This is a genomic window from Niveispirillum sp., from assembly GCF_017996735.1.
Lineage (GTDB): Bacteria > Pseudomonadota > Alphaproteobacteria > Azospirillales > Azospirillaceae > Niveispirillum.
The window spans coordinates 1-18674 of the sequence record NZ_JAGOGJ010000013.1 but is presented as its reverse complement, the minus strand read 5'-3'; the positions used below and the strand labels follow the sequence as shown (position 1 = coordinate 18674).

At 65.3% G+C, this 18674-nt stretch carries 13 protein-coding genes; 7 read left to right on the top strand and 6 right to left on the bottom strand.

Features of this window, described 5'->3' with window-relative positions; all coding sequences use genetic code 11:
* Positions 1–222: 222 nt before the first annotated feature.
* Together KBA48_RS06750 and KBA48_RS06745 are read right to left on the bottom strand one after the other, a co-directional pair.
* Positions 223–2169, bottom strand: a complete 1947-nt coding sequence (locus KBA48_RS06750; protein ID WP_292904503.1) for a sialate O-acetylesterase — start codon at positions 2167–2169, stop codon at positions 223–225.
* Positions 2166–4289 (bottom strand): alpha-glucuronidase family glycosyl hydrolase, encoded by a 2124-nt coding sequence (locus KBA48_RS06745; protein ID WP_292904501.1) that lies wholly within the window; start codon positions 4287–4289, stop codon positions 2166–2168. The genes KBA48_RS06750 and KBA48_RS06745 overlap by 4 nt, the downstream gene beginning before the upstream one ends.
* A gap of 344 nt (positions 4290–4633) precedes the next feature.
* Between KBA48_RS06745 and KBA48_RS06740 the strand changes: the two genes are divergently transcribed.
* The 7 genes from KBA48_RS06740 (at position 4634) to KBA48_RS06710 (ending at position 14221) form a co-directional block, all read left to right on the top strand.
* On the top strand, positions 4634–5359 hold the full coding sequence (locus KBA48_RS06740; RefSeq protein WP_292904499.1) for a GntR family transcriptional regulator: 726 nt from the start codon (positions 4634–4636) through the stop codon (positions 5357–5359).
* 23 nt (positions 5360–5382) lie between these two features.
* Positions 5383–6591, top strand: coding sequence for a D-mannonate dehydratase ManD (gene manD / locus KBA48_RS06735; RefSeq protein WP_292904497.1), 1209 nt, complete (start codon positions 5383–5385; stop codon positions 6589–6591).
* Between the two features lie 235 nt (positions 6592–6826).
* The gene (locus KBA48_RS06730) at positions 6827–8101 is read left to right on the top strand and encodes an MFS transporter (protein ID WP_292904495.1); all 1275 of its coding nucleotides are present in this window, start codon (positions 6827–6829) and stop codon (positions 8099–8101) included.
* A gap of 127 nt (positions 8102–8228) precedes the next feature.
* Positions 8229–11315: a TonB-dependent receptor gene (locus KBA48_RS06725; protein WP_292904493.1), complete on the top strand. Its 3087-nt coding sequence runs from the start codon at positions 8229–8231 to the stop codon at positions 11313–11315.
* Between the two features lie 327 nt (positions 11316–11642).
* Complete coding sequence (locus KBA48_RS06720) at positions 11643–12776, top strand: endo-1,4-beta-xylanase (protein ID WP_292904491.1); 1134 nt, start codon at positions 11643–11645, stop codon at positions 12774–12776.
* 100 nt (positions 12777–12876) lie between these two features.
* Positions 12877–13443, top strand: coding sequence for a sigma-70 family RNA polymerase sigma factor (locus KBA48_RS06715; RefSeq protein ID WP_292904489.1), 567 nt, complete (start codon positions 12877–12879; stop codon positions 13441–13443).
* Entirely contained in the window at positions 13433–14221 is a 789-nt protein-coding gene (locus KBA48_RS06710) for a hypothetical protein (RefSeq protein ID WP_292904487.1), read from the top strand. The genes KBA48_RS06715 and KBA48_RS06710 overlap by 11 nt, the downstream gene beginning before the upstream one ends.
* Positions 14222–14232: 11 nt before the next feature.
* Here the strand turns inward: KBA48_RS06710 and KBA48_RS06705 are convergent, their stop codons facing one another.
* The 4 genes from KBA48_RS06705 to KBA48_RS06690 all read right to left on the bottom strand — a co-directional run bounded on the left by KBA48_RS06705 (position 14233) and on the right by KBA48_RS06690 (position 18358).
* Entirely contained in the window at positions 14233–14955 is a 723-nt protein-coding gene (locus KBA48_RS06705) for a response regulator transcription factor (protein ID WP_292904485.1), read from the bottom strand.
* Positions 14956–15094: 139 nt separating this feature from the next.
* Complete coding sequence (locus KBA48_RS06700) at positions 15095–16354, bottom strand: D-alanyl-D-alanine carboxypeptidase (RefSeq protein WP_292904483.1); 1260 nt, start codon at positions 16352–16354, stop codon at positions 15095–15097.
* Between the two features lie 164 nt (positions 16355–16518).
* On the bottom strand, positions 16519–17130 hold the full coding sequence (locus KBA48_RS06695) for a glutathione S-transferase family protein (RefSeq protein ID WP_292904481.1): 612 nt from the start codon (positions 17128–17130) through the stop codon (positions 16519–16521).
* Positions 17131–17176: 46 nt separating this feature from the next.
* Positions 17177–18358 carry an aspartyl/asparaginyl beta-hydroxylase domain-containing protein gene (locus tag KBA48_RS06690; RefSeq protein WP_292904479.1) on the bottom strand — a complete coding sequence of 394 codons (1182 nt, stop codon included), beginning with the start codon at positions 18356–18358 and terminating at the stop codon, positions 17177–17179.
* Positions 18359–18674: the final 316 nt, after the last annotated feature.

Here is an 18674-nt window from a genome sequence, read left to right as displayed (position 1 = left end):
ATTGAGGTACATGAGCTTGGTTGTCAATGCGGGTGTTGGGTGACGGGTTCTGTCGCTTCCTCACCCTCCCATCGCTTCACAGCGATGGGCCCCGCCCTCTCCCACCTTCGTGGGGGAGGGGCGAGAATTTCACCCCTCCCCCACGAAGGTGGGAGAGGGAAGGACCCGGCGGCGTCAGCCGACGGGAGGGTGAGGGAACCACGGCAGGGGCGCCGCGCCCCCTCATTTCACCACCGCCTCGAACGGTCCCGGCGGCTGCCGGGCGCTGTCCTGCAGGTTGCAGATGGGGCTGTCGGCCCAGCAATAGCGCACGCGGACCGCCGGCCCGGTACCCACGGGCAGGGTGACCGCATCCCCCTTCAATTCGGCATCGACGAAGCGGCAGGTGCCCGGCCCTTCGCCGCACAGTTCGAACCCCAGCGGGCGGTGATAGGACAGGGCCTTCAGGCCGCCATCGATATCGGTGAAGCGCACCGATACGGTGTCGCCGGAACGGGTGACGCTGGCCGGGATGGGGCCGGACGGCGCGATCTTCTCGCCCAGCACCACCTTGCGGGCGGCGCGGACCAGACGCTTGGCCACGATCTGTTTGTTGGCGGGGTGGATATCGTACCAGTCGCCCACCCCCAGCGCCACGGCCAGCCCGGCCTTGGGATCGGCGGCCACCGCCGCGCGCTGGCTTTCGCGCAAACGCGCCCAGCCGCTGTCCATCGGCTTGTCCTGCGGATAACCCCATTCCGGCAGTTGCACGATCAGGAAGGGCAGGTCGGCCCCGAACTGCCGGCGCCAGCCCGTCATCAGGCCGGTCAGCAGTGACTGATACTGCACCGGCCGGCCGGTATTGCTTTCGCCCTGGTACCAGAGGGCGGCACGCACACCATAGGGACCGATGGGGGCCAGCATGGCATTATGGATGGTGGACAGGCCGTTCACGGTGCCCCAGGGCGCCTGCGGCACCAGCGACGTGTCGACGGGCGTGGGCTTGAACTGCCAGGGTGTCGGCAGGGTCAGAAGCGCACCGTCCGACAGTTCGACGGCCTGCGCCTCCGCCGATCCATACAGCCCGCCATCGCCATAGCCGTCCAGGATCGCCACCGTGATGGTGTTGGCCCCTTCCTTCAGCGTGCCGGGCGGCAGGGGATAGCGGCGCGGATCGCCGGGGCCGTACAGGCTGCCCACGGGTGTGCCGTTGACCCAGGTGACATCCAGATCATCGGCCGGTCCCAGATGCAGGGCCACGGCGGATTTGGCCTGTTCCGCCGTCAGGCTGATGCTGGCGCGCATCCAGACGATGCCGTTATAGGCCGCCATGTCCGGGATGCCCCAGGTCTCCCACGGGCGGAAGGTGGCGGGGGCGTCGCGCCAGCCGTCACCCTGGCCGAACGGTTCGCGCCAATAGTCGGGCTGCCCCGTCTTTTTCCACCATTTCTCCCAGCCACCGATGAAGGCGCGCACGCCCTCGGACTGGTTGCTGTCATATTTGGCCAGGAAGGAGAGGTCGTCCTCATAATCGGGCTGCTTGCGCAACTCCTCCACCGGCATCCAGCTTTCGATGGTGGACCCGCCCCAGGCGGTGTTGATCAGGCCGACGGGCACGTCCTCCAGCTTGCGCATCTCCCGCCCGAAGAAATAGCAGACGGCCGACATGTCGCCGACAGTCTGGGGGGAGATCACCTGCCAGTTCACCGGCTTGCCGAAGGTCCGCTTCACCGCCGTGGCCGTGTCGCGCTCCACATTCAGGTACCGCATCTGCGGCTGGTTGGCGCGGGTACCCGTCTCCACCCAGGCATCCAGGGAGCGGCGGACCTGCATCTCCATGTTGGACTGTCCGGAACAGAGATAGACATCCCCCACCAGCACATCGGTGGCCGACTGTTCGGCGCTCCCGCTTTTGGCCGACAGGGTGAAGGGGCCGCCAGCCTTCTGTGCGGGCAGGGTCGCCTGCCAGCGCCCGTCCTTGCCGGCCTTGGCGGTGACCTTGGCATTGCCCAGGGTGACGGTGACACTCTCCCCCGGTTTGGCATCGCCCCAGACCGGGATGGGCCGATCCCGCTGCAGCACGCCATGATCCTGGAACATCGGGTGCAACAGGGGGGCGTCGGCGGCGAAGGCGGGCAGGGGAGAGAGCGCCAGAAGGGCGGCCCCCAGCAGAAGGGAATGCTTCGTCATTTGCCATCTCCCGGCGCGAAGGGGAAGGACAGGGACTGGTAATAGGACAGGGGCTGCGGCGGCGGCTTTTCGCCGGGCGGCAGGGGCAGGCCGTTGATGGACTGCCAGTAGGCGACGCTGGCATCGCGCCACCACTGCGCCTCCTTGTGCTGGATCGACAGGAAGGTGGCGGTCTGCTGCCAGCGCGCGTCATCCACCTTGCCCTTCAACCCGTCCCAGGTGCGGCGCATGGCGGCGACGCTGTCGATGCCCTGGCCATAGCGGTACAGCAGCTCGGCCCAGAGCGTGCGGCCGGTGGACAGCTTCTCCTGCCAGCCGACATGGTGGAACCAGAGCAGGAATTCCGGCGGCGTGGTCTTCACCTTGTCGAACCGGTCGGCCCAGACCTTGGCATACTGGTCCACCGCTCCCGTGCCCCGGCGCGTGCGGTCGAAGCCGATCCCGTCCTTGGTGGAGCGGTGATAATAGACCGACGTCCAGTCGGCGCGCGGGCCGCCCGCGACCCACGGCGCCGGCCCGTAATGATGCCCGCGCCCCATCAGGTGATGCAGGCCGATGGGCGTCATATAATCGACCACGGCCTGATGCGACGGCATCATCATGGACAGGACCGGCTCCACCACGGCCGGGTCGGGGCCGAAGGCGGCGGCGGCCCATTCGCGCGCAATGGCCTCGGATGTCAGGTCATGGTTCCAGGCCAGACGGCCATAGGCGTACCAGTTGGCCTGATCGAAATGCGATCCGGACCAGTTGCGGTCGCTGCCAATATTGGCGACGCCGGCCATGGCGGACAATGTGTGCCCGTCCAGGCCGCCATCCACGACCCTGGCGACCGTCGATCCCTTTTTCGGGCGGAAGGTGTCGGCGTCCAGCACCTCCTTCCACATGGGGGCGAGGTAGACGAGGTGTGTGGCAAAGCCCAGATATTCCTTGGTGATCTGGAATTCCATCATCAACGGCGTCTTCGGCATGGCGCCGAACAGCGGATGGAACGGCTCACGCGGCTGGAAATCGATGGCGCCGTTCTTCACCTGCACGACCACATTGTCGCGGAACTTGCCGTCCAGCGGCACGAACTCCGTATAGGCCTGCTTGGCACGGTCATCGGGCGTTTCGTGGCTGTAGACGAAGGCCCGCCACATGACGATGCCGCCATGGGGCGCCAGCGCATCGGCCAGCATATTGGCCCCGTCGGCATGGGTGCGGCCATAATCCTGCGGCCCCGGCTGGCCTTCGGAATTGGCCTTCACCAGGAAACCGCCGAAATCGGGGATGATGGAATAGATCTCATCCGCCTTGGCCTTCCACCAGGCGGCGACGGCGGGGTCCAGCGGATCGGCATGGGACAGGCCGCCAATCTCCTTCGGCGCGGAGAATCGGGCCGTCAGATAGACCTTGATGCCATAGGGCCGGAACACCGCCGCCAGCGCCGCCACCTTTTCCAGATAGGGCCGGGTCAGGCTGGTGGCATTGGCATTCACATTGTTCAGCACGGTGCCGTTGATGCCGACCGACGCATTGGCGCGGGCATAATCGGTATAGCGCGGGTCGGTCCAGTCCGGCAGCTTGTGCCAGTCCCAGATCGATTCGCCCGCATATCCCCGCTCCACATAGCGGTCCAGATTGTCCCAATGGTTCAGGATGCGGCGGTCGATCCTGGGCACTTCCCGCACGTTCAGCGCGGTCAGCGGCGCCTTTTCCTGCGCCAGACGCAACAGGTGGAAGGCGCCATAGAGCAGGCCCGTGCGTGATCCGCCCGCGATCACGGTACGGTCCCCGACGCTGCGGATGACATAGCCGTCGGGTCCCAGACCGCGCAGGTCCAGGCCCAGGGCCTTGATGGCCGGATCGTCGGCGGTGCCCAGCAGCAGCTTGCCGCCAGGGGCGACGGAAACCGGCTTGCCCAGCAGGCCCGACAGGCCGCGCGACAGTTCCGCCACGGCGGTGCCATCGGCATCCGCCGCCTCGATGCTGCCCAGGCGTGTTTCCGTCTGGGCAAGCGCGGCACCGGTCAGCGGCCGGAATCGCAGCCACAGATCATAGCCGTCTTCCGCATGGGCGGAGCCCAGCAGGCCGGCGGCCAGCAGCAGCCCCGCCAGCAGGCGTGCAAATACGCGCATTCTTCCTCCCTGCCGCCGGCCCTGTTGTTCGGGTGGCCGGTCGTTCCGGTGTTTTTCGCTCTGGTTCTCCCCACCCTGCCAAACGCTTGCGTGCCCGGCGCCTTCCCGCGAACGCGGAAAAGACCGGACCCCATCGGCACCAGCCGATGGAACGGTAGGGGAACCGCGCTCTTCTTTCCAGAAACTATGGTAGCGCTATCAAATTTCCGCAACAGGGTACTTGACCCTAACTGGTATGGTAGTATACATGAATGGTAACGGCAACGGCGTTGTTATGATTGCCGCCGATAGCCCACCTGGAAACAGGCACGGGGCTCGGGAATGAATTTCAGGGAGTGAAGCGCTTGGAACGGGACCAGGAAAGGCCCGGCCTGCGGCCGATCGATATGGACAGCAATGAACCGGTGGCGCGCCGCGTCTTCCGGGAACTGCGCCGCGCCATCGTCCGTATGGTTTTCCTGCCGGGACAGGCTCTCTCTGAACAGGATATCGCGGACCAGTTGGGCGTCAGCCGTCAACCGGTGCGGGAGGCCTTTATCAAGCTGGCGGATGCCGGGCTGCTGCAGATCAAGCCGCAGCGCGGTTCCTTCATCGTGAAGATTTCGGTTCGTCAGGTCTTCGACGCCCGTTTTGTGCGTGAAGCGGTGGAGGTGGCCGTTGTTGCCCGTGCGGCGGCGGAGGCCACACCCGGTCAGATTGAGGAATTCCGCGCCAACCTGAAGCAGCAGGCCATCGCTATTGATGAGCGTGACCATGGTCGCTTCATGGAACTGGACGAGGCGTTTCACCGGTCCATCGCGCTGTCGGTCGGCTGCGACTATGCCTGGCGCGTGGTGGAGGAAACGAAGGCCCAGATGGACCGGGCGCGTTACCTGTCCATGCCCGATGCCACGCCGCTGCCGCGCCTGGTGGCGCAACATACATCCATCGTGGATGCCATTGCCAGCCATGACGCCCAGCAGGCGCAACTGGCCATGAGCGCCCATCTGCGGGAAATCCTGGCCTCGCTGCCGGAGCTGGAGAAGCGGTTTCCCGCGCTGTTCAACCATGACATTCCGGACCCGCCATAAGGCCGGGGCCGGGGGAGCCGCAGATGCGTATCACCAACGCCTATTGCATCGTCACTTCGCCGGGCCGCAATTTCGTGACGTTGAAGATCGTCACGGATCAGGGCGTGTACGGCATCGGCGACGCCACGCTGAACGGGCGAGAACTGGCGGTGGAATCCTATCTGACCGATCATGTCATCCCTTGCCTGATCGGCCGTGACGCCCACCAGATCGAGGATATCTGGCAGTACCTGTACAAAGGCGCCTATTGGCGCCGGGGGCCGGTCACCATGTCGGCCATCGCGGCCGTGGACATGGCGCTGTGGGACATCAAGGCCAAGGCGGCGGGCATGCCGCTCTATCAGTTGCTGGGCGGGAAAAGCCGCGAGGGCGTGATGGTCTATGCCCACGCCAATGGCCGCGACATTCCCGAAGCGCTGGACCGCGTCGCCTATTACAAGGAGAAGGGGTTCAAGGCCATCCGTGTGCAGACGGGCGTGCCGGGTCTGGACAAGGTCTATGGCGTGCAGAAGGGCGAGGCCTATGAGCCGGCCATCCGCGCCACCGTTCCGGACGAGACGCTGTGGGCCACCGAACCCTATCTGGATTTCGCCCCGAAACTGTTCGAGGCGGTGCGCGACAAGTTCGGCTGGGACCTGCACCTGTTGCATGACGTGCATCACCGCCTGACCCCGATCGAGGCGGCGCGGCTGGGCAAGTCGCTGGAACCCTATCGCCTGTTCTGGATGGAGGACCCTACCCCGGCGGAGAACCAGGAGGCGTTCCGCCTGATCCGTCAGCACACGACCACGCCGCTGGCCGTGGGGGAAGTGTTCAACTCCATCCATGATTGCCGCGAACTGATCCAGAACCAGTTGATCGACTATATCCGCGCCACCATCGTGCATGCCGGCGGCGTCACGCATCTGCGCCGCATCGCGGCTCTGGCGGAACTGTATCAGGTGCGCACGGGCTGCCACGGCGCTACGGATCTGTCACCCGTCTGCATGGGCACGGCCCTGCATTTCGACACCTGGGTCCCGAATTTCGGCGTTCAGGAATACATGATCCACAACGCGGAAACCGACGCGGTCTTCCCCCATGCCTACAGCTTCAAGGATGGCTACCTGCATCCTGGCGAAGCACCGGGCCATGGGGTGGATATCGACGAGGAGCTGGCCGCGAAATACCCCTACACGCCTGCCTACCTGCCGGTCGCAAGGCTGCGGGACGGCAGCATGTGGAACTGGTGATGTATTCACCCCTCTCCCGCGTGAGCGGGAGAGGGAGGGGCCCAAGCCGGAAGGCTTGGGAGGGTGAGGGAGCGAGCTGGATGCGTTTCCCCCTCACCCTCCCACCCGCTGACGCGGGCTGGTCCCTCCCTCCCCCTCAAGGGGGAGGGGCGGTTTGTTGGATGGATATTCTGTTGCCACCGCGCCCCCACGCGCCGGTGAACGCCTTTTCTTTGCCGGAAGGAACCCGCCCGCGATGCCCACCACCACCCGCCTTGGCCGACGTTGGATCGTCGTGGCGCTGCTATTCGCAGCCACGGTGATCAACTATGTCGACCGGCAGATGCTGGGCCTGCTGAAGCCGACCCTGTCGGTGGAGTTCGGCTGGACGGAGACCGATTACGCCGACATCGTCTTCGTGTTCCAGGCGGCCTATGCCGTCTGCTACCTGCTGTTCGGGCGTTTCATCGATCTGATCGGCGCCCGCTGGGGTTATGCCCTGGCCTTCACGGTCTGGAACCTGGCCCATATCGCCCATGCAGCCGCGACCACGCTGGCGCAGTTCATGCTGGCCCGGCTGTTCCTGGGCGCCGGCGAGGCGGGCAACTTCCCGGCGGGCCTGAAGGCCGTGGCCGACTGGTTTCCCAAGAAGGAACGGGCGCTGGCGGTCGGCGTGTTCAATGCCGGGGCCAATATCGGCGCCATCATCACGCCGCTGATCGTGCCCGTCATCACCATCACCTGGGGCTGGCAGGCGGCGTTCGTGGTCACGGGCCTGTTATCCTTTGTCTGGCTGGCCGCCTGGCTGACCTTCTACCGCACGCCGGAGACCCACCCGACCGTGACGGCCGAGGAACTGGCCCATATCCGTTCCGATGCCGAACCGCCGGTGACGGTTCGCATCGGCTGGACCGTGCTGCTGCGGCGGCGGGAGACATGGGCCTATGCGCTGGCCAAGTTCCTGACCGATCCCGTCTGGTGGCTGTTCCTGTTCTGGCTGCCCGACTTCCTGCACCGCACCTATGGGCTGGACCTGAAAGGGTTCGGGCCGCCGCTGGTGGCCATCTACATCCTGTCGGATGTGGGGTCGGTGGCGGGGGGCTGGCTGTCCTCGCGCTTCATGCGGGGTGGGATGGGTGTGAACAGGGCACGCAAGATCGCCATGCTGGCTTGCGCGACCTGTGTTCTGCCGGTCGTCTTCGCCACCTCCGCCGCTGAATTGTGGGTGGCGGTGCTGATCCTGGGGCTGGCCACGGCCGGACACCAGGGTTTCTCCGCCAACCTGCTGACCCTTCCCTCCGACCTGTTTCCCCGTGCCGCGGTGGCGTCGGTGGTAGGGATCGGCGGCATGGCCGGGGCCGTGGGCGGCATGTTGATGTCCAAGTTCACGGGATGGGTGCTGGATAGCACAGGCAGCTACACGCCCATCCTGCTTGTCGCGGCCGGCGCTTATCCGCTGGCCCTGCTTTTCCTGCATCTCTTGTCGCCACGCCTCGCACCGGCGGCGATCGGAAACGGCGGCGGGCCGTAACCCGTCAGGATTGACCGGTTGTCGCCATGCCCGGGGCAGGGCGAAACGGCGACCGGAAATGATAGCGGTATCAATCGACCTGAACCAAGGCCGCCCATGAGCGGCCAACACGAGGGAGGGAGTAGTCATGAACATGCAAGCAAAAGCTTCGAACATTCTGTCCAACAAGGCCCTGTTGCTGATGGCCACCTGCCTGACGGCGGGCGCCTTCCTGCCGGCACAGGCGCAGACCGTCACCGGTGGCGGTTCCGGCGATACGCTGGAAGAGATCGTGGTGACCGGTTTCCGGTCGAGCCTGGCCAACACCACCAATGACAAGCGCAACGCCACCGGCTTCCAGGACAGCATCTTTGCCGAGGATATCGGCAAGTTCCCCGACACCAACATCGCCGAAAGCTTCAACCGCGTTCCCGGCATCACCATCAACCGCGAAGTCTCCGGTGAAGGCATTTCGGTCGCCATTCGCGGCCTGGGCACCAACTTCACCAAGGTGCTGCTGAATGGCGCGCCCGTTGCTGTTGCCTCAACGGGCCGTACCGACGCGCAGAGCACGAACCGCGAGGTCGATCTGGACATGTTCCCCACGGAACTGTTCACGCAGCTTACCGTGTCGAAAAGCCCGAACGCCGCCATGGTTGAAGGCGGGGCCGCCGGCACCGTGAACATGCGCAGCGCCCGTCCCTTTGACAGCGAAGGTCCGCGCGTCAGCTACTCGTTGCAGGGCACCAAGAACAGCGAGGCCGACAAGTGGGGTGGCCGCGCCTCGGCGCTGGCCAGCAATACCTGGGGCAATTTCGGCGCCCTGATCGGTGTCGCCGGGGTGCGCAATCAGGTCAGCACGCCGGGCTTTGAGACCATCGGCTGGACCAATGCCAACCTGTCGGCGGCACAGTGCGGCGCGACCACGGGCTGTAACAGCACCGGCGGCGGCAACTGGACCATCCCGGCCACCGTTCCGGCCAATGCCGGCAATGGTCTGGTCGCGGGCACCACGCTGGACCGCGCCGCTTTGCTGGCGTTGAATCCCGGCCTGACTGTCCAGCAGCTCGACAATGCCATCATCCCGCGCCTGGGCCGCCCGGCGGAAATTTTCGGCACCCGCGACCGGATCAGCGCCGTCGCCGCCTTCGAACTGCAGGCCACCGAAGACCTGCATTTCTATGTCGACAGCCTGTACGGCAAGAAGAAGAACGACCTGGAACGTGTGGATATGAACTGGGTTGGCCGTAACGGTGCCGCCATCCCGATCAACATGAAGGTTGACCGCGCCGACTGCTCCGCCGGCTGCGTGGTGACCGAGGGTACCTTCGCCAATGCCCAGTTCTTCCTGGAATACCGTCCTTTCCTGGAGGACACGGAATTCTACGGCGTCAATCCCGGCTTCGATTATCAGATCACCGAGGATCTGAAGCTCGACGTGCAGGCGAACTACACCAAGTCCACCTTCCATCGTGAATCGCCGACCGTCGGCCCGCTGACGCCCGCCGGTTCCGGCGTGACCGTCACCTACAAGAACAATGGCGGCGTTCCCGACATCTCCAGCAATATCGACCTGAACGATCCCAAGCAGTTCGGCTGGCCCGGCGGTCGCGTGAACATGCAGGATGAACGCCGCACCACGGAAACCAAAGGTGCGCGTGCCAACGTGACCTGGGGTGACGAGAGCCTGAACCTGAAGGTCGGCAGCGCCTATGACAAGGTCACCCGCCGCATCAGCGCCTATGACAACAGCCAGGCCTGGCAGAATGCCGTCTGCGGCAACAACCCGTCGGTCTTCCTGCCCAGCCCCAACACCCAGCCGCCCTGCAATGGCCTGAACCAGCCGGGTGCGGCGCCGGCCGGCTATCCCACCTATCCCGGCTATGGCACAGGCTATACGGCCGGCCAGACCGGTGGCGTCACCTATGGCGGCTCGCTGATCCCCAACGCGTCCTTTGCCAATTATCTGAAGCCCGGCAAATTCGGCTTCCTGACGGTCGATTGGGACAAGTTCAAGACCGACAGCAAGTATGACCAGTTCCATGACGCCTCGCCGGAGGCCGGGTCCTCCAACACCGGCGCATCCGGTGGCTTTATCGGTGAGGAGACGCTGGGCGCCTATGGCGAGGTGAACGGCATCCGCCAGATCGACGGTCAGGATCTGCGCTTCAATGTCGGTATGCGCTGGGTTCAGACGGATCAGAAGGTGGGTGGCCGCGTCAGCCTGCCCGACCCGCGCAACACCACAGCCGCGGGCACCCAGATCGCAGACGGGTCGCGGTATCCCAACGTGACGAACTTCGTCTACATCAAGAACAAGTACGACAACTGGCTGCCGTCGGCGTCGGCAGCCTATAATGTGGCGGACAATGCCGTCGTCCGCGCCGCCCTGTCGCGGACCATGACCCGTCCGGACCCGAATGCGCAGCTTCCGGGCCTGAACTTCTCCGGCCCGTCCGCCGATGTCGGCTCGGTCGGTAACTCCGCCCTGGCCCCGTATATCTCCGAGAATATCGACTTCGGCTTTGAATATTACACGGGCCGCGAGGGGTATATCGGCATCGCCGCCTTCCGCAAGGCCATCACCGGCTTCACGGTCAACGGGTCCAGCACCGTGCCGTTCACGGCGCTGGCTGCCTATGGCGTCACCTATGACACCCTGTCGCCGACGCAGCAGGCCGCCATCAATTCCCGTGGCGGTCCGGGCACGGCTACCGTCGTGTTGCAGCAGCAGGTGAATGCCGAAGGCCGCCTGACGGTCAACGGCATGGAATTCAACTGGGTGCAGCCGCTGGACTTCCTGCTGGAAGATATCGTGCCCGGCCTGGGCTTCCTGGCCAATGCCACGATCATCGACCAGAAGGGCAAGGGCGCGGCTCCCGCCGTGGCCATCGGGGTGGCCGATTACACCTACAATGTCACCGGCTATTATGAGCATGGCGGCATCTCAGCCCGCATCTCGCAGACCTTCACCAAAGGGTCGCAGTCCAGTGGCACGAACCAGAACGGCATCCCCGCCGCAGCATTGTTCAGCGACGATTACCGGCAGTGGGACTTCTCCTCCAGCTTCGATCTGAACGAACTGACGGGGTATACCGGCATGCCGCAGCTCACCTTCGATGTCACCAACCTGAGCAATGCCAAGCAGCGCAGCTACTTCCAGTTCGAAAACGCGACCTTCACCCAGTACACGCCGGGCCGGACCTTCATGATCGGCCTGCGCGGACGCCTGTAACCTTCCTCCCCTCCAGGGTCGGCTGACTTCCCCGATGCTGACCCGACTGGCGGCCCGTTCCGGCGGGCCGCTTTCTTTTTTTGGGCACCCTCACCCTCCCATTGGCTGACGCCAACGGGCCCGTCCCTCTCCCACGTTCGTGGACGAGGGGTGAAATTAACGCGACGTCCTGTTACGCCCCTCGCCCACAAGGTGGGAGAGGGAGGGCCCAAGCCCTGGTGGGCTTGGGAGGGTGAGGGAGCGACCGCCCCCCAACAACCCCGTTTCCCCCTGCGTCCCACCCTGATATGATACCGCTAACAATAATCAGACCCAGGGAGATGCCCCATGAATCCCCGCCTGTCCCGGCGCCACATCCTGTCGGCCGCGCTGGCCGCGTCCGCTGGCCTGTCGCTGCCGGCCTTCGCCGCCGCGCCCGGTCCCTCGCTGAACGATCTGGCCAAGGCGACGGGCCGGCGCTTCGGATCATGCGTGGGGACGGGGCGGCCGGGCACCCTGACCGGGTCCTTTGCCGATCCCGCCTATCGCGACCTGCTGGTGGCTGAATGCGGGCTGCTGGTGCCGGAGAACGAGTTGAAATGGGGTGCGTTGCGCCCGTCGGCCGATGTCTTCACCTTTGATGCGGCCGAACGGCTGCTGGCCTTCGCCAAGGAGAAGAACCTGGCTTTCCGGGGGCACACGCTGCTCTGGCATCATGTGAGATGGCTGCCGAACTGGCTGAATAGTCATGATTTCGGCCCCGACCCTGTCAAGGGCGTGGAGAAGATGTTGACCGACCATGTCGCTATGGTGGCCGGTTCCTACAAGGACCGAATCACCTCCTGGGACGTGGTGAATGAGGCGGTGGACGCCGATACCGGTCTGATGCGGGAAACGGCTTTCACCCGCCATGTCCCGGCGGAAAAGGTGCTGGACATCACCTTCCACAAGGCGCGTGAGGTACTGCCCCAGGGTCAGCTTGTCTATAATGATTACATGAGCTGGGAACCCGGCCATGCCAAGCATCGCGACGGTGTGCTGCGCCTGCTGGAAGGCTTCCGCAAGCGCGGCACGCCCGTCGATGCGCTCGGCGTGCAATCGCATATCATGGTGGTAGAAGGCGGCCCCACATATGAGGAGGCGGCGTGGCGCCGCTTCATCGATGAGGTGGTGGGCATGGGCTATGATCTGTTGATCACCGAATTCGACGTGAATGACAAGGGCCTGCCCGCTGACATCGCCGCCCGCGACCGGGGTGTTGCCGATTATGCCCGTGCCTATCTGGACATGATGCTGTCCTATAAGCAGACTGGCGACGTGCTGGCCTGGGGCATGGTCGACAAGTTTTCCTGGCTGCAGGGCGTCACCCCACGCGCCGACAAGAAATCCCAGCGCTGCTGCCCCTATGACGATGCCTTCCAGGCCAAGCCATTGCGGGAGGCCATCGCGGCGTCATTGCGCGGGGCGGCGAAGCGGGGGTGACCTGTTGCGCCCTTCACCTGTCCGCCGCGTCGCCGTAAATTCCCGGGGATGAAAAACATCTCGTCCGCGTTTATCCTGGTGAAACGCGGACGAGACCCCGATGCATGATGATCCCTTCCACCAGGAACTGACCCTGCACCTGACGGCGCTGCGCCGCTACGCCTTCGTGCTGACCCGGTCGGCGGACGAGGCGGAGGATTTGTTGCAGGATTGCCTGGCCAAGGCGGTGGCGTCGGCGACCCAATGGCGGCCGGGCAGTGACCTGAAAGCCTGGTTGTTCCGCATCCTCTATACCACCCATATCAGCCGGCGCCGCCGGCAGCAGGTGCGCCAGCGCAATGTCGGCAGCCTGGAAGATGAACTTCTGGAGCCGGCCCAGCCGCCCGACCAGTTGGCACGGGTGGAGGCCACGCGGGTCGTGACCCACTTGGAGGCCCTGCCCGAGGGGCAGCGCCAGGCCATCCTGATGGTGGCGGTCGAAGATTTGAAATATGACGAGGCGGCCAAGCGCCTGGGCATTCCCATCGGCACCTTCATGTCGCGCATCGCACGGGGACGGGAAGCCCTGCGCCGCGCGCTGGAGGGGGAGGACCGCTCGGCCGAGACGGGGGGCAAAGCGAAGACCGCGTCGCTGCGCCTGTTGAAGGGGGGCAAAAATGGCCGATGAAACGATGCCGGACGGGATCGAGGAAAGCGACCTGCACGCCTTCCTCGACGGAGAACTGGAGCCCGCGCGCGAGGTTCTGGTCCGTGCCTGGCTGCTGGACAATCCCGCCGCACATGAACGGCTGGCCCGCTATGCCGAGCAACAATTGGCCCTGGCCGCCGCCGCCGCGGAACCGGCCTGGCCGGTCCTGTCGGGTACGCTGGTGCGGGATCTGGAACAGGCCCTGCGATGGGGACTGTGGCGGCAGCGCCTGTCGCGCGTGGCGGCCACCGTGTTGCTGGTGGCGGTGGGGTGGGGGGCCAACGACCTTTTGCGGCGCCCCGTTTTCGCCAGCCTGCCCGACTATGCCCAGCAGGCGCTGGATGCACACGAGATCTTCGCCAATGACCCGACCCGGCCGGTGGAAATCCCCGGTACAAAACCGGACGAAATCCGGCGCTGGCTGACGGCCAAGCTGGGGGAGAAGGTGGCCATCCCGGATCTGCGCCGGCTGGGGCTGGTGCTGGTCGGTGCCCGGGTGCTGGGCACGGACGAGGGGGCGGCCGGACAGCTTTTATATGAGGATGCGATCGGCCGCCGCTTGACCCTGTCGCTGGCCCCGGACGAGGCGCTGGCGCCGGAGACCCCCGTGCTGGAGGAGTTTCAGGGGTTGGAGGTGGGCCTCTGGCGTGGGGATGCCTTCGCCATGGCGGCCATCTCCAGCGACATACCGGTCGAACTTGATCAACTGATCCCGGCGGTTGACGGTGCGCTGGGCGGCGCTTCCCCCCGGAACTGACCCCGCTGGCGTCAGACCAGCCCTTCCGGGTGAAACATATAGCCCGTGCCGCGGATGGTGCGAATATAGCCGGGATGGTTGGGGTTGATCTCGATCTTCTTGCGCAGGCGGGTGATCCGCACGTCGATGGCGCGGTCGAACGGTTCGGCCTTGCGCGTATGGGCCAACAGCAGCAACTCGTCCCGGCTCAACACCTGATGGGGCCGCTGGGCCATGACGCAGAGCAGGTCGAATTCCATGGCGGTCAGATCCACCGTCCGCCCGTCCGGTTCATGCACCAGCACCCGGTCGTCCCGCTTCAGCAACCAGGGACCGAAACGGATATGCAGGTCGGACGGCGCTGCCGCCGGTTCCGGGCGGGGGGCGGTACGGCGCAGCACGGCCCGCACACGGGACAGCAATTCGCCGAGGTCGAAGGGCTTGCACACATAATCATCGGCCCCCAGGTCCAGCCCGGTGATACGGTCGCGCGGGCTGCTGGCGCCGGTCACGATGATGATGGGCGGACAATCGGCCCCGCGTTCATGCATCCATTCCATGATGCGGTAACCGTGATCGTCGGGCAGGCCGATATCCAGGATCACCAGATCGGGCCGGCCCGCCGCCATCTGTGCCCGGAAACGGGCGCCATCGGGGGCGGACAGGATGGTGAACCCATGTCCCCCCAAAAACGTCGCCAGCATTTCCCGAAGGTCGCCATCATCCTCGACGATGGCGATCGTCTGTGTGCTCATGCCCGTCCCGATCCGCAGATTGGTTAACAAATCTGCTCTATGACGAGTCCCCGCCGCCGTCAAGGCGGTGGGCGCCGGTGCAATAAAAAACGGCCCGCCCGGGGGGCGGGCCGTCAAATCCTGGGAAGCAAAACGGGGGTCAGAGACCGGCGGGCGGCAGGGTCAGGCATTTCTGACCCGACTTCGACAATTGTGCGCAGGCGCGGCGCGCGGTCTTTTCATCCAGGCCGGTCAGGCGGGCGCGGTACAGGGTGCCCTTGGTGGTCGACACTTCCATCAGGTGCGGGGTGGCGCTGTCCAGCAGGGTGCCGGCCTTCTGCGTGGCCTGGTTGACGGCGCGCTGGCTCTGCGCCTTGTCATTGAAGGCGCCGACCTGGATGGCCCAGCTACCATTGGCGCGCGAGACGGGGACGCTGCCGGCGGTGGCGACGGCCGGGGCGGCATTGGCGGTGCCGATGATGCTGTCCGACACGGCGGCGACCATGGTTTCCGGGGCCGTCTGCTTGGCCCGGACCTTGGTCTTGGCCGGCTTCGACTGGTTGCTGGCCACCAGCATCGGCGCTTCACGCTTGCCCATGAAGGCATCGTCCAGCAGGTCGGCCATGTGGTTGTCGCGCCAGGTGCCCGTCTGTCCGCCGAACACGACGCCGATCAGGCGGCGCCCGTCGCGCACGGCCGAGGCCGCCAGATTGAAGCCGGACGCACGGATATAGCCGGTCTTCAGCCCGTCCATCCCCTCATACCGGGCCATCAGCCGGTTATGGTTGCGATGAACCACACCCTTGTAGGTGAAGGAACTGGCCGAGAAGTAGGAATAATACTTGGAATGATCATAGATCAGGCTCTGTGCCAGCCGCGCGAAATCGCGCGCCGTGGAAAGCTGACCGGCATTGGGCAGGCCCGAGGCATTGCGGAAGGTGGTACGGGTCATGCCCAACTGGCGCGCACGGTCCGTCATCATGCGGGCGAAGTTCGGCTCGGAGCCGCCCAGCGCCTCGGCCAGGACCACGGCACAGTCATTGGCCGACTTGGTCACCAGGGCCTGGATGCACTGTTCGGTGGTGATGCTGTCGCCGGGCTGCAGGCCCAGCTTGCTGGGTTCCATGGTGGAGGCATGGCGCGACACGGGCAATTGCTGGTTCAAGCGGATCTTGCCGGTGTTCAGCGCGTCGAAGACCAGATGCAGGGTCATCATCTTGGTCATGCTGGCCGGGAAATTGCGCGTGTCGGCGCTGGCCTCGTGCAGGACTTCCCCGGTCTTGGCATCGATGATGATCGAGGCGTATTTGGCCAGTGCCGCAACCGGGGTGGCGATGGCGACCAGGGCGGCCATGGCGACAACTGTTGCCAATTTGCGGGATTGGGCCGTCGAACGCCGCCAGATCGTCGTGAACGCCATGCCCCAACCCCCTTCAAGATCACCAGATGTCCCGCTTTCCCGCCAAGCTAAAGGCGATGATTATCAATGTCTAGCGGGAAGTCGTTAAGAAAATGCCTTTAGTGGGGGCGAATTATCGCCTCATTTCAAGGACCTGTTCGATAGACATACCCGGATAGGGGTGGTCAGGCGGCGGCACTGGGCCGTGCCGTCACTTCCGCCATCCAGCGGGTGACATGGGGCAGATGGTCGCCCAGCGCGATGCCGCAGAGCCGGGGGAAGAAGGCCAGGGTGGTGAAGGCCGTGATATCGGCGATGGTGAAACGGTCGCCCGCCACGAAGCGTGTCACCCCCAGATCACGGTCCAGCAGCGCCAGACGCTTTTCCGCCTGCGGCTTCTGTATCGCGGCATAGGCGGGGACCTGCTGTTCCAGCGCCGCCATCTTGGGATGGGTGTGGCGGAACACGGACGCGAAGGGCAGCAGCAGTTCGAATTCCATGCGCCGCTGCCACATCTCGATGACCGCGCGTTCCTTGGCATCCGCGCCCATCAGGTTGGGGTCGGGATACAGGTCCTCGATATAGCGGCAGATGGCCACGCTTTCGCAGATCACCGTCCCGTCATCCAGCGCCAGGGCCGGCACGCGGGCGTTGGGCACCAGGGCACGGTAATCGGGGGACAGATGTTCCCCCTTGCCGATGGTCACGGCCTGACGCGGGATCTCCACGCCCTTTTCCGCCAGGAACATACGCACCCGGCGCGGGGTGGGGGCGATGGCATCATCATAAAGCAGCATGGGCGGGCCTCCTGTTTCTCGTTTTCCGGTGCCGGACCGGCCGGGGTCAGTTGCCCCAGTCGCCGGCCCCGGCGCCGTAATCATCGATGGCGGTCAGCATGGCGGACACCATCTCCCGCTCTGCCAGCGTCAGTTCCGGGCGCCAGACATCGAACAGCAGGACCACGCGCGTCTGGTCACTGTCGTTCCACGCCTCATGTTCGATGGTATCGTCGAAGACCCAGGCCTGCCCCTCCCGCCATTCCCGCACCTCGTTCCCCACCCGGAACCGGCATGGGCCGGGCACGATCAGGGGCAGGTGGCAGATCAGGCGGGTATTCACAAAGCCCGTATGGGCCGGGATATGCGTGCCCGGCGTCAGCAGGGAGAACAGGACCGATGGCGCCCGGCCGCGGATACCGGTCAGCGGTATGCCCGCCAGCGCCGCCGCCGTGGCGGGGCAGCGGGCGATATTGTCCTCCTGCGCCTCCCCGTTTTTCCAGAGATAGAAGGCGCTCCAGTTCCGGCTGCCGCGCAGGCCGGACCGGTCCACCTGGGCCCGGTTGGGGCTTGCCTCCAGATAGGGCTGAAACGCGTCCGGCCCCTTCATCACGGTCCGCAATTCCTGGCGGATGGCATCGGTCTGCGCCTCCAGCCCCGCCAGCCAGGGGAAGGCGTCACGGTCGTAGAACTGTACCTGCGGCAATTCCGGGAACAGATAGGCCTGCGGCTGCTGGTAATAAACCTGTCGGCGTCCGAACAAGATGTCCAGGGACCGGCCGAAACGACCCGTTCCCATCTCCGCCCCGAACCCGGCCTGTTCCAGGCTGGACAGCAGATGCGCCTCGAACCGCGTTGCGTAATCCTGGGTCGCCGCCTGTACCCGCCGCAGTTCCGCCACCAGATCGGGCGGCAATTGTGCCGCCGGCGGGGCCGCACGCAGGGCATTGTTATAGAAAGAGGTGGCGGCCTTGTGGTCGCCGTTGGCCCCGAAATGGTCACCCTTCAGGATCAGCGCCCGCACATTGCGCGGGTCCAGCGCCAGCACCCGGTCGAGCGCGGTCACCATGCCCGCCGCGTCACCCACGCCCCGGCAGCCATAGGCCAGCCCCAGCCAGGTGCCCAGGTCCGCCGCGCCCAGCGCCACCGCCTGCCCGAACCCCGCCTTCGCCCCGGGAAAATCCCCCCGCTTCAAGGCTTCGGCCCCGGCGCGGGCATGGGGGGCGGGATCGGCGGGACGGGTGAACATGGGGGCAGGGCCTGGATCGGGGAGCAGGCTGCCATTGGAGGGACTGGTTAAGGCGACGTCAACCCCGTTCGGAGATCGGGGAATTCGGAGACCGGACAGGGCCGGCTCCGGCCTGTGCAACATCATGAAACGCAAAACGGGAGGAGGTTTCAGAGATCCCGGGGGGCAAACTCCGAATGGTCGGGGAAATGGTAAGCGTCAGCTGTTCCCCGCGTCTTTTTTGTTTTTGAGGCGTTTAGCGGCAGCGTTTCTGCGGTTTGCGATGCGGCTGAGGGCGTATTGCATCGGGATTTCATCGATGGTGTCGGGATCGTAC

Coding starts and splice junctions, on each gene's coding strand:
- KBA48_RS06700 (WP_292904483.1), bottom strand. CDS start 16,354: ATGGCGTTCACGACGATCTGGCGGCGTTCGACGGCCCAATCCCGCAAA.
- KBA48_RS06730 (WP_292904495.1), top strand. CDS start 6,827: ATGCCCACCACCACCCGCCTTGGCCGACGTTGGATCGTCGTGGCGCTG.
- KBA48_RS06705 (WP_292904485.1), bottom strand. CDS start 14,955: ATGAGCACACAGACGATCGCCATCGTCGAGGATGATGGCGACCTTCGG.
- KBA48_RS06720 (WP_292904491.1), top strand. CDS start 11,643: ATGAATCCCCGCCTGTCCCGGCGCCACATCCTGTCGGCCGCGCTGGCC.
- KBA48_RS06695 (WP_292904481.1), bottom strand. CDS start 17,130: ATGCTGCTTTATGATGATGCCATCGCCCCCACCCCGCGCCGGGTGCGT.
- KBA48_RS06715 (WP_292904489.1), top strand. CDS start 12,877: ATGCATGATGATCCCTTCCACCAGGAACTGACCCTGCACCTGACGGCG.
- KBA48_RS06710 (WP_292904487.1), top strand. CDS start 13,433: ATGGCCGATGAAACGATGCCGGACGGGATCGAGGAAAGCGACCTGCAC.
- KBA48_RS06725 (WP_292904493.1), top strand. CDS start 8,229: ATGAACATGCAAGCAAAAGCTTCGAACATTCTGTCCAACAAGGCCCTG.
- manD (WP_292904497.1), top strand. CDS start 5,383: ATGCGTATCACCAACGCCTATTGCATCGTCACTTCGCCGGGCCGCAAT.
- KBA48_RS06690 (WP_292904479.1), bottom strand. CDS start 18,358: ATGTTCACCCGTCCCGCCGATCCCGCCCCCCATGCCCGCGCCGGGGCC.
- KBA48_RS06745 (WP_292904501.1), bottom strand. CDS start 4,289: ATGCGCGTATTTGCACGCCTGCTGGCGGGGCTGCTGCTGGCCGCCGGC.
- KBA48_RS06750 (WP_292904503.1), bottom strand. CDS start 2,169: ATGACGAAGCATTCCCTTCTGCTGGGGGCCGCCCTTCTGGCGCTCTCT.